The following is an 11,986-nucleotide window of genomic DNA, read 5'->3' on the forward strand; positions in this document are numbered from 1 at the left end:
AGTCTTGGCAATCTTAGAAACAGCACCACAAACATGAACTTGATACCGTTTGAACCACTACGAATTTGCTGCAGGGCTTGATAAATGTGTTTCGTATGATTATCTTCTTGATGCCACTGTGCGACAAAACCGCGCTCTTCCTCTGTTAAATCAGGCGGACAACGTGCTAAGCAGCTGTTCAGGTGCGTACAAGTAAAACCATCGCTCGACGGTTGTATACGGCAGGTCGTATTCCCGCGAAACGTCGGCAATGGAACGTCCATGACAACATGTCACGATTTGGCAACGAAACGCTTTTGTCGAAGAACGAACAAGTCCTAAACCATAGTCGTAGGAAAAGGTAAAACCACAGCATACAGTAAAAATTTTTAACTACCTTCTATAATGGTGCGCTTTTAAACAAAAGCCTAATTTTTCATTACAATACCGAAAAATTAGGCTTTTTTATATTTCGATTTCCTTAACGTTGTAAAACCGCATTTTCCTGAGGGCGAGAGTTTGAATTCGCAGTATCACCTCAGTTTGCTTATTGATCACTCAATAAAATTATTAGAGCCCTTAATGTATATATGATGAAAGCATCTAAATTATTGAATAAAGAATCCGCATTTAGTAGCTGTATAGAGCTGTAAGAATAACTTTGTACATTGTCTCACCCTACAATAATTATTGTAGGGAATCTTTGTATGATAAACTTGTAATTTATCATACAATCTAGAAAGTAATTTTATACTGCTAAAATAATAGTAGATTTGTGAAAGTCCTTTATATAGAATAAAATATACATAATAGTAGAATTAATGCTATAGAAATACAGAAAGGGAGTCTCATAACAGTGAAGAATCCGAAGTGGAAAAAATTAAGTATTACATGTTTTGCTTTAACAGCTTTATGTACCTTTTCAAATAAACAACAAACCATTTACGCTGATGAAAATACCATCAACGCAATGATTTCATATAAAAATGAAGAAGGTAAACAAAAAGTGCTAGATGCTGCTGAGAATGTCAATGAAGTACTTCAAAACGTTGACATGGTTGAAGCCTCTTTAACTGAGCAACAATTGGTCGAGTTAAAAAAAGATCCTAATATTGAATTGGTTGATACGCAAGAAGCACCAATGAGCTTAGCCGATTCAACTCCAACGCTCGCTCCAATTGCGATTCCTACTTGGAATCATACTTTAACGAATGTACCAGTAGCCTGGAATGCAGGCATTTTTGGCAATAAAGTAAAAGTTGCTGTCATCGATACAGGTATTAACCTCATTGATGATTTACCGAATATCGCAGCCCGCGTGTCGTTTGTAGCTGACGATCCCACAACAGTTATTAAAGAATCTGACAATGTGGACCGTGGTGGCAAGAACGGCACTGGTCATGGTACGTCCGTTGCAGCAATAATTGGTGCCAAAATTGGTGGTTATTTAAGTGATAAGAAAACCGCTGATATCATTGGGGTTGCGCCTAATGTCCAACTATATTCCTTGAAATACGCAGACGGTACAACTATGGGCACAACAACGGAAATCATCAAATCAATTGACTGGGCCATCGAAAATAAAATGGATATTATTAATATTTCATCTGGCTTACATATTGACGTGCCCTCGCTTCGAAGTGCCATTCAAAAAGCCTATAATGCCGGAATCTTAATCGTTGCTTCTGCTGGGAATGAAGGCAATAATCGAAATGTTACATATCCCGCAAGATATAGCCAGGTTATTGCTGTATCGTCGATTAATTCAAAACAAGAGTTCAGCGCTTTCTCAAATACAGGTACATCCATGAATTTGACTGCTCCAGGCGAATCTGTACCGTCAATTAGTAAGGATGGTGATTTGATTTACGTTAGCGGTACTTCATTTGCAGCACCGCATGTTACAGGCATACTCGCTTTATTAAAACAACAATATCCATTGATGTCAGCAAAAGAGCTGCGTAGTAAATTATATAATACGGCGATCGATCTTGGTATTGCAGGCATCGATAACTTATACGGACATGGTCTAGTGCAATATCCACAAACTGAACTGATACCATTAGAAGAATTAACCGGTTCACAAATAGTAGATGTGACAGATCGGACAGCGACTGTTCGTTTTGAATTCCCTAATAATAAGAATGCCAGTAAAGTAGCCATTTTCCTAGATGATCAGCTTCTTACATCAACTACTTCAAGTACATATAAGGTTCAAGGTTTAAAGCCATCTATGGACTATACAATTACGTTAAAAGTAGTTGCTACTGATGGCAGTACAACGGCAGGTACTGCACTAAATGTGCATACTTTAAAAGATAAAACGCCTCCAGCTGAAGTGACAAAGTTATCCGCAACTTCGATTCAAATTAATGCTGTGACAATCAAATGGAAAAAACCAGCGACTGTTGACTATAAGCAATCGAATATTTACGTTAATAATAAAAAAATTGCAGCTACGAAAGAATCGACATATACTATTCGTAATCTTAAGGCGGATAAGGTCTACAAATTGGCAGTGAAAACAGAGGATGAGGCAGGTAATATATCACCGGGGGTAGCACTGACCGTTCAAACACCAATGATGAGAATCTTAAAGGCACCTTCTGTGAAAAAAGTATCTGATCGATCAGTGAGTATTGCTGGTACTGCTCAAGCAAATGCTAAACTTTATATTTATAAAGGAAATCAAAAATTAGCTCAGACAACAGTGCAAACAGATGGAAGTTATAATGCTGCTATAAAAAAACAAGCTGCGAATACCCAATTAGCTATCTATATTAAAGATAGTAATGGTAATTCAAGCACTGTACAAAGCCTAAAAGTATTAGATAAAACACCTCCTGGTAAACCAAAAGTAAATAAACTTACGAGTCAAGCGACTTACGTTTCTGGTACTGCTGAACCGTTCTCTACAATACAAATGCAAAAAGGTAAAACAGTACTCTCCAAAACAACAGCAAAAGCTTCTGGTAAATTTACTTTAAAGATCAAAAAACAAAAGAAAAATTCAACCTTTGACTTCTATGCAATAGATCAAGCTCATAATCGTAGTAAAAGTACTTTAGTCAAAGTAGAATCTTAGTGAAATGTGCCTCCATATCGACTTTTCTTGCTCTTTCGAAACCTTTTAAACCGCCATATTGGTATAAAAGGATGGAAAGGGGAGGGGAGTATGTATGGAGGTACATTTTTGTTGATTATATGGACTAGCGAGGTATATAATTAATGGAAATAAAACTATTAAATGGTAGGTGTATAAAATGAAGGAAAAATCATTTCAGCAAACGGTTGGTTTTAGTATTAAAGATACCGTCGCATTGTATTGGCTTTACAAAACACAGCAAATAGAATGTTACTCTGTTGAAATCCATAAAACCTTTCAAACCGAGTTTCCTGGTCGCCCTGTCGGCTATGAATATGTCGCACGTATTGCTAAACAACTAGAAGCTGAGGGGGCCTTAAAAGCACGACAAGAACAAAAACGTCTATTTTATCATGCTACCGAGCTCGGCACTGAACGTTTACACCGCTACAAAAAGCTCTATTTCAATCAATTCCATGAAATTGTTCTTGTGCTTGATCGTTTTTATTATGCACTAACGAAAAACGGTGACAAACCAGCAGCACCAATCCATCCACTTCCTGAAGAATTTCGTGCCTATTTCTCTAAACTCATATCAGTGAAGGATATCGTTCGTTATTTAGCACTAAAGCTAAGCCAAACGAGATCCTCATTTTATATGGCAGAAGTAGGCCAACAGCTTGAAGATGTCTTTGGCTGGTCTCCTTCTAATGGCTATTTATATCAGATTGCACGTGAGATGGAAGAAACGGATTTGTTAATAGGCTACTGGCCTGATGAAAGACGAACTGTACGAAAATTAAAAGGAACTGACGCTGGGACGGCATTTTATGATGTCATTGCTAAATCTTTAGAAGAGCGAATAACGACTACAAGGCATTATTTACGTTATATCTTGGCATTTTTTACTGTGAAATCGTAGCATTCAAATCATATTTACAAAAAAAGCCTAATTTCGGATTACAATACCGAAATTAGGTTTTTATTACGTCATTTTATTATTTTTTAGAGGTTTAAAAAAACTCTAATACTATGAGGTATTTTAAGGTTTTCCCTTCTTGATGCAAAAAAAACTGGGAGCACTTACTCCCAGATCAAAGTTTCTCTATATTAATCAATATATTTGTTCACAAATCCCCAGACCGTATTCCAATATTTCTCTGGATCTACTTTTTCAGCTTCACCATGACCTGCACCTGGAATAATTAATTTTTCTTTTTCAACATTTGCCGCATTATAAACGTCATCTAGCATTTCATAAGGGACAAATGTATCTTTATCGCCATGGATAAATAGCATAGGTGTTTTACTCTTCGCCACTTGTTTGACGGCAGAGGCTTCAGTTAAATCGTACCCTGCACGAAATTTCGTTACGGTGTTAGCCGCGTTCATAACAGGGAACTTTGGTAAATTAAACAAGTCATCAAGCTGATATGTAAATACATCCATAACAGATGAATAACCACAATCTTCAACAATTACTTTGACATTTGAAGGTAATTTTTCACCAGAGGCCATCATGACAGTGGCTCCACCCATGGAAATTCCGAATAAGACGATTTCAGCTTTTGGATCTTTATCAGTAATTGTCTTGATCCATAAAAGCATGTCTTTTCGATCATCCCAACCCATTCCGATGTAATCGCCTTCGCTTTCTCCATGTCCGCGAAGATCAGGTGCTAACACATTGTATCCTTTTTCATGAAAATTGCGTATCCATCGAACCATTAGAGTGTTATTCGAAGTATACCCATGATCAACAATGACCCATTTATGATCCGAATTGTTGTTTTCATATAAATGTCCTTTTAATGTTAATTTATCCGAAGAAACAATACTTGTTGTAATAGGAGGATGTTTTTTCGAAAAGGCAACATCCGCTAATTCACTTGTTTTTGCTACTTCGGCTGAAACAGCTTTCGATTGAGCTAAATGCGGATTACCGGTTAAAAATTCTTTTTCCGTATTAGCATTTAATGCAAAATTGTAAAAATAATTACCGACTAAGCCGTAAGCAATGACTAATATAACGATAATTACTGATGAAATAATACTGAATTTTTTCATAAGACACTTCCTTTATATTAAACTATTAAAATTTTATAGATAGTTCAAAGTATAGCATATGTTGTTATTTGAAATAGTTTTATCACCATAGAGTTTTATAAGATGTATTTAAGTTATATTTTTCCATGAGAGGTCCCTCTAAATTAATAATTGAATTTTAAGACACTTTTCTTTATAATAAATGCAAGTAACATTTTCACACACAATTGTATAACAGAACTCATAGACAAGGATTAGTACATAAGGAATGCGCGGATAGAGAGTCGGGTTTGGTGGAAACCGATACGTAGCAACTAATGGAATGGACCTTTGAGTGACTGCTTGAAAGTTGAGTATGGCAGTTCGATTAGCGAATCGTTATATCGCTTATAGTGGTAGCGTTTTTTGCTGCAATTGAGGTGGTACCGCGGAATTCCCGCCCTCCATAGAGAATAGTCTCTATGGGGGGCTTTTTGTGTTACTTGAGATGAGCTGAGAAAAGGAGTTTGAGCAAATGACAGTTAAGTTGAGAGAGTATGAGATAGTTACACTTCAAGGTGATATGATGACACCAATCTCCATTTATCATGCAGTAAGAGGACGTAAGAAAATGCTTTTTGAATCGTCCGCCAAGCATGAAGAAAGTGGTCGATATTCATTTATTGCATTGAACCCAATCGCGGAGTTAAAAAGTACAGAAAATGGTACGGAAATTATAAAGAACGGAAAGCGGAGTGAATTACAACGGTCTCCTATGGATGTATTAAAAGAAATGCTGCCACTAGATACAGAAGACTATCCATTTGCCTTCTTTGGCGGAGCGATAGGCTATATCGGTTATGACACAGCATTTTATTTTGAAAAAATCGGCAGTTCATTGCCAGATGAGCTAGAAATGCCGAATATGCATATGCTTTTTTATGATACTTTTATCATTTATGATCATCTACAACAAACGGTATCGATTGTAGCGATTGATTTATTTAAGGGTAGTCGAACTTCTGAAGCGATGCAGGCTAGCATTCAAAATATCGTGACAAGTTTACACATCACAACAGTGACACAGCCTGAGGCAGAAGAACCCTCTTTGCAATTTAAATCATCTATTGATCAAAAGACATTTTGTCATATGGTTGAAACAGCGCAGGAATATATTAAGAAAGGTGATATCTTTCAAGTTGTGCTATCACAACGCTTTTCATCACCATTTACAGGAAATCCGTTTTCTTTATATAGAAAATTACGTACGTCTAACCCTTCCCCCTATATGTTTTATATGGATTTTGAGGAGTATATCATTCTAGGGACGTCACCCGAAAGTTTAGTAAAGGTTAAAAATCGCCTTGTCACAACAAATCCAATCGCAGGTACTCGTCCACGTGGTCAATCAGTTACTGAAGATGCGGCACTTGCAGAAGGTTTACTCGCAGATGCCAAAGAGATAGCCGAGCACCGTATGCTAGTAGATTTAGGTCGAAATGACATTGGTAAGCTCTCGAAAATTGGTACAGTAAAGTTGCCAAAATATATGGATATTGAATACTACAAATATGTCATGCACATCGTTTCTGAAGTGACAGGTGAGTTGCAAGACGATATTCACGTTTTAGATGTATTAGCTACTTGTTTACCCGCAGGTACAGTATCTGGCGCACCGAAAATTCGCGCCATGCAAATTATTAATGAACTTGAAACGATGAAACGTGGTGTTTATGCCGGCGCTGTCGGTTATATCTCCGTTTCAGGTGATATGGATATGGCATTAGCCATTCGAACAATGGTCGTGCGAAATGACAAAGCTCACGTACAAGCTGGAGCTGGAATTGTCTATAACTCTGAAGCGAAAAGTGAATATGAGGAAACACTAAATAAAGCAAAAGCGCTTTTGGAGGTGCGAAAATGATTCTATTAATCGATAATTATGATTCATTCACATACAATTTGTATCAGCAAGTGAGTGCTTTAGGTAAAGATGTTCTCGTTGTGCGAAATGACGCCCTTACAATTGACGACATTCGCTCAATACAACCAGAAGCTATTATTATCTCACCTGGACCTGGAACGCCTTCAGAAGCCGGTATTTCCATTCAAATCGTACAAAAGCTTTTTAAAGAATTTCCGATACTAGGTATTTGTCTTGGACACCAATCCATTGCGGAAGCATTTGGTGCAAAGATTGTTCAGGCGCAAAATATTATGCACGGTAAATTATCAATGATTCAGCATGAACAAACAGACCTTTTCGCAGCATTTAAAGGTCCAATCTCTGTTATGCGTTACCATTCACTAGTAATAGCGCCTGAAACATTATCTGATGAATTTAAAGTACTTGCAAGAGCGATAGATGATAACGAGATCATGGCCATTCAGCATCGGACATATCCTGTCTTCGGTTTGCAATTTCATCCAGAATCAATTGGGACACCAGAAGGGGATACTATGATTCAAGCTTTTATTGACTCCTATAGCAAAGTTCATAGCGATTTATAAATAAAAAAAGTCCAATTCTCATGTATAAGAGAATTGGACTTTTAGTGTTAGAATCCGTTACGTGCTAAATGGTTGAGTGGGGAAACATGAGAAGTAGACACCATAAGTTATTCTACACTTGGTTATAGTTACTTTCATACTATTGTCTTCAGAAATAAGAGGAAGTTAAAATGATTGATACTAATACAAAATACGTTCAGTGGAGATGAATAAATATACTCAACAATATATTGATGAATGTCGAGTAAAAGTGAATTTACAGCTTTCTACTTACAAGACCTAGTTACAACAGCGAAAGAGCAGGTTGTAGCTGATAATGGGTATTTAACAATAATATAATGATGGCGGATAAAACAATTAAGTTAGATCCGGCTAAGTCTTTTTTAAAGTATACAGTTATCTAAGTCTTTTTTTGCTGAAATAGAAAGTAAATATTTATAAGTAGACTGTAAACTTCACTTGTATAATCTTTTTTAGGTAATTACAAAGGTTTGTGATTGAAAAATTATTATTATTGCGTATAATAAATGGCAAAGGAGGGCTGTTGTTGGAAATTTTAGATTATATTGAAGAAGTTGATGAAAACAGGCGTGAGGCGTTTAAAAAACTATTCGAAACGGTTCAAGATCATTTACCACATGGCTTTGAAGCGTTAATGCAGTATAATATGCCGAACTTCGTAGTACCGAAGTCAATATATCCGAATGGCTATCACTGCAGTCCTAAAGATCCGCTACCATTTATAGGAGTAGCCGCTCAAAAAAATCATATCACTTTGTATCATATGGGTATTTATGCAAAGCCAGAGCTATTGGACTGGTTTGTTGCAGAATATCCAAAGCATATGACTACTAAGCTCAATATGGGCAAAAGTTGTATACGATTTTCGAATACAAAAACGCTACCTTATGCATTAATTGCGGAACTCGTACGTAAAATGACTGTACAAGACTGGATTGAATTGTACGAAAAACAACTAACAAAAGCATAGAGGGGATGATTTGAATGCAGACACGTATTGAGAAGATTGATGAGCTTGTTGTGAAAGGGTTGAGCATTCATCAAGGCCAAACATCAGATATTCCTGAGAAATGGGAGGAACTTGCGAATACCCTTGAAGATAATAACGTATCGCAGGATGTATCGTATGGTGTTTGTATTCAAATGAATGAAAACGGCTTGGATTATGTAGCAGGAATTGACGATCATCTTTTACTAGATGATATTACAGCGGTGACTGTTAAAATTCCAGAAGGACGATTTTTAGTCGGTAAAGTCGACGGTGGGATCGAGCATATACAAGAGGCCTTCCGAGAATTATTCAGCAATCAGGAAGTTACACATCGTCCATCTATGAGTTTTGAAAAATATATCGGACAAGATTTGCATGATATTGAAGTTTGGGTGCCAATCGTTTAAAAAAAGACGTAGAGTATTTTACTCTACGTCTTTTTTTTATGGTAATCTTGTGACGAAATTCACTATTAATGGAAATTAATATTTATAGTCTTAACTTTCTGATAAAATATAAAAAACGATACATAAAGGAGAGAATAATATGGTTAAACTCGAACAATCGATGGATATTTTAAAGCATAACGATGTACATTTGGCGAATAGTACTATTGGGCTTGGACGAACGAAAATGAATGTGTTTAGTTTTGCAGTAGATGGCGTATTGATTGATACGGGGGCAAAATCTTTATTTACTTCATTTCGACCTTTTTTCGAACAAGCCGATTTTGAACAAGTAATGATTACGCATTTTCATGAAGATCATACGGGCTGTGCGGCATGGATTCAGTCACAGAGAGACGTTCCTTTCTACATTCATAAAGACTCCGTTGTGCGGTGTAGTGAAGAATTCGTCTACCCAAAATATCGTCAATTCCTTTGGGGGCAATGTGAACCGTTTCAAGCTGAGGCAATTGGTGAGACGTTCCAATCTAGAAATGCAACATGGGATGTCATTGCAACACCAGGGCATACACAGGATCATTTAGCATTCCTTAATCGTGAAACAGGTGCATTATTTACAGGCGATTTATTTATTCATCCGAAAACAAAAATTATATTAGCAGAAGAGAATATCGTCGATACGCTTAATTCGTTACGAAAAATAGAAACTTACGATTTTAACGATATGTATTGTTGCCACGCAGGCTATGTACAAAATGGCCACAAGCAAGTAAAAGAAAAGATGGAGTACTTAGAAGAGTTACAAGGGGAAGTTGTAGATTTGCACCTGACAGGGATGTCGGTTGAAGAAATTACGGCACAACTATTCCCAAAATCCTATCCAATCGTTGAGATTTCCGATGGTGAATGGTCAGCCATTCATATTGTTAGAGGATTTGTGGAAGGAAGAGGGCAAAACTAGTGTTCAGATGTTCAGAAAAATATTCCTTTCAATTTTGTGAAACAAATGCTTAGAACCCCAAAAATAACCCTTGATTTTCTATTTAGCATAGAAAAATCAGGGGTTTTAACTTTCATCTAAAATTTATTAATACTTAATACTTATGTTTTGATAGCTAGTTTATTTAAATTACATGTCTTTTACTCAAAAATTCACTTATTAAATAGGCAGATTGAGGGAACTCTAAGCCTAATTTCCACGCACCAATTCCTAATAAACCGTAATCAACGACCGCTTGGAGTTTTTGAGCACGAGCTCTTGCATCTTCGAACCATACGACATGTCTATTACCAGCTTCCCAATATTCAAAATGAGGCTGTTGGTACTGAATTGAATATTGAATGGGCACTTGATGTCTCATAGCGGTTTCGACTGCAGATGCAACTGAAATAGCACGAGCACTGATGACCGTACCGTTACTTGCCATTGTCCAATCATAACCATACCTTGGTACACCAAGGATCACTTTTTTCCCACCCATTGCATTTTTAGCATATTGGATCGTTTGTTTTACTTCTTCTATAGGCGCTACAGGTCCGGGTAAACTGCCCAAATGATGCCAGTCATAGGCCATGAGAAAGACAAAGTCAGAAACAGCTCCAATACCTCGATAATCATATCCTTTCATCCAAGGGATAGAATCGCTTGTTTTCGCAGGTAAGGCAACCGATGTAGTATATCCTTCTGGCTTTAACTGTTCTCTTACCAAACGGATGAAAGTCGTATAATTATCTCGATCCTGTTCTTCTAATCCTTCAAAATCAATATTCGCCCCAGCATAATTTTTGTTTTTGACCAAATTATATATATTATTAACGGCTCGCTGTCTTAAATTCGGGTCACTTATAATGCGCCTTGCTAACTCCACACTGAATCCAGTATCCGTTAGGTTTGTTATGACAGCGATCGGGGCAACTTGATTCTGCCTAATTAACGAGCTAAGATTCTTATCATTTAAAGTACTTAAACTACCATCATTCAAAATGTGATATTCAAAAACACCATAATAGGAATTAATAAAAGCAAACCTTTGGATAAGGTCTTTATCTCGCGCAGGTGTGGAAGGCGTTAAATAACTAAAGTTTTCTGTTTCATACTTTACCCTTGGAGGCAGATATAAACGCATGCCAATTGTTAATACATCGGAATGTAAGCCATTAATAACTCGAATTGTTTCTACAGGGACCAAAGCCATTTGACCAATTGTATATAGAGAATCTCCAGGTTGAACAATATACACGTTTGTTGGTATTAGTAAATCTTGGCCAGGCACTAAGTTTTGCGTTTTTAAGCCATTTGTAATCCGTATACTATCTATATTAACTTGATACTTTGTTGCCACGGAAAATAAAGAATCTCCCGTTTTAACTACATATATAAACAATGATTCACCTCTGTTTGCCTATAATATTTAATCTTTCATTATATGCGATACTGAGATTTAATGTGATATACACGTTGTGATTGAAGGGAAAATTGACTTGAATTTAGATAATAAAGTGTCGTATAGGGAGTTTTATATACGTTTTTAAATTGGATTATAATTTTTCAATAAAATGTATGATAAATGACTAACAAGCTATACTATGTAAGATTTCGCTTACGAGATCCAACATGAACAGGAGGCGGAAAACAATGAGTAGGCCGGAACATTTAGATCCAAAATCTCAGCAAATCCACCACAACTGGGCAAGAGATAAGCGTCAAAAATCTCAAGTGAACGGAAAGACAGAGGTTACTTTGCATAACAGACTCTTGAGAACTGAAGCAAAATCTCGACAGTCTCAGCTATAACGATCATGAAGGATTAAGTGCAATCAAACCCGGAAATAAATTTCCGGGTTTTTTCGTGGGCAGACATAGGAGCTTTCGCATTTCTTTCTGTATAGCTACAGCTCCTTGCCCCTCATGATCACTTCAGACAGCTTTATATGCTTATCTAGGCTTACGTTTTATCATGGGCAATT

Annotated in this window: 11 protein-coding genes and 1 other annotated feature; of the genes, 8 read left to right on the top strand and 3 right to left on the bottom strand. The window is 36.8% G+C overall.

The window, feature by feature from the left end:
* On the bottom strand, positions 1-263 hold a 263-nt coding region (locus JFL43_RS22670), incomplete at its 3' end, for a hypothetical protein (protein WP_456119773.1).
* Between the two features lie 572 nt (positions 264-835).
* Between JFL43_RS22670 and JFL43_RS15765 the strand changes: the two genes are divergently transcribed.
* Entirely contained in the window at positions 836-3,064 is a 2,229-nt protein-coding gene (locus JFL43_RS15765; protein ID WP_200749768.1) for a S8 family serine peptidase, read from the top strand.
* A gap of 178 nt (positions 3,065-3,242) precedes the next feature.
* Positions 3,243-3,986, top strand: a complete 744-nt coding sequence (locus JFL43_RS15770; protein WP_200749769.1) for a hypothetical protein — start codon at positions 3,243-3,245, stop codon at positions 3,984-3,986.
* Positions 3,987-4,174: 188 nt separating this feature from the next.
* On the opposite strand, the gene JFL43_RS15775 is transcribed toward JFL43_RS15770, so the two are convergent.
* Entirely contained in the window at positions 4,175-5,131 is a 957-nt protein-coding gene (locus tag JFL43_RS15775) for an alpha/beta hydrolase (protein WP_200749770.1), read from the bottom strand.
* Between the two features lie 214 nt (positions 5,132-5,345).
* Positions 5,346-5,557 (top strand) — a binding site (T-box leader).
* Between the two features lie 67 nt (positions 5,558-5,624).
* On the opposite strand from JFL43_RS15775, the gene trpE reads away from it, so the two are divergent.
* The 5 genes from trpE to JFL43_RS15800 all read left to right on the top strand — a co-directional run bounded on the left by trpE (position 5,625) and on the right by JFL43_RS15800 (position 9,980).
* The gene (gene trpE / locus JFL43_RS15780; RefSeq protein WP_200749771.1) at positions 5,625-7,013 is read left to right on the top strand and encodes an anthranilate synthase component I; all 1,389 of its coding nucleotides are present in this window, start codon (positions 5,625-5,627) and stop codon (positions 7,011-7,013) included.
* A complete protein-coding gene (locus JFL43_RS15785) occupies positions 7,010-7,600 on the top strand; it encodes an anthranilate synthase component II (protein ID WP_200749772.1) in 591 nt (196 codons plus the stop codon). Before trpE ends, JFL43_RS15785 begins: the two co-directional genes overlap by 4 nt.
* A 547-nt stretch (positions 7,601-8,147) precedes the next feature.
* Positions 8,148-8,591, top strand: coding sequence for a DUF1801 domain-containing protein (locus JFL43_RS15790; RefSeq protein WP_234447826.1), 444 nt, complete (start codon positions 8,148-8,150; stop codon positions 8,589-8,591).
* A gap of 14 nt (positions 8,592-8,605) precedes the next feature.
* Complete coding sequence (locus JFL43_RS15795) at positions 8,606-9,019, top strand: GyrI-like domain-containing protein (protein WP_100797235.1); 414 nt, start codon at positions 8,606-8,608, stop codon at positions 9,017-9,019.
* Positions 9,020-9,158: 139 nt separating this feature from the next.
* On the top strand, positions 9,159-9,980 hold the full coding sequence (locus tag JFL43_RS15800; protein ID WP_200749773.1) for an MBL fold metallo-hydrolase: 822 nt from the start codon (positions 9,159-9,161) through the stop codon (positions 9,978-9,980).
* Positions 9,981-10,143: 163 nt separating this feature from the next.
* Here JFL43_RS15800 and JFL43_RS15805 read toward each other — a convergent pair whose 3' ends face one another.
* Positions 10,144-11,403, bottom strand: coding sequence for a glycosyl hydrolase family 18 protein (locus tag JFL43_RS15805; protein WP_200749774.1), 1,260 nt, complete (start codon positions 11,401-11,403; stop codon positions 10,144-10,146).
* 251 nt (positions 11,404-11,654) lie between these two features.
* Here JFL43_RS15805 and JFL43_RS15810 point away from each other — a divergent pair, with 251 nt between their 5' ends.
* Positions 11,655-11,813: a YpzG family protein gene (locus tag JFL43_RS15810; RefSeq protein ID WP_100797232.1), complete on the top strand. Its 159-nt coding sequence runs from the start codon at positions 11,655-11,657 to the stop codon at positions 11,811-11,813.
* The last annotated feature ends 173 nt before the right edge of the window (positions 11,814-11,986 follow it).

The organism is Viridibacillus soli, assembly GCF_016612995.1.
Taxonomy (GTDB): domain Bacteria; phylum Bacillota; class Bacilli; order Bacillales_A; family Planococcaceae; genus Viridibacillus; species Viridibacillus soli.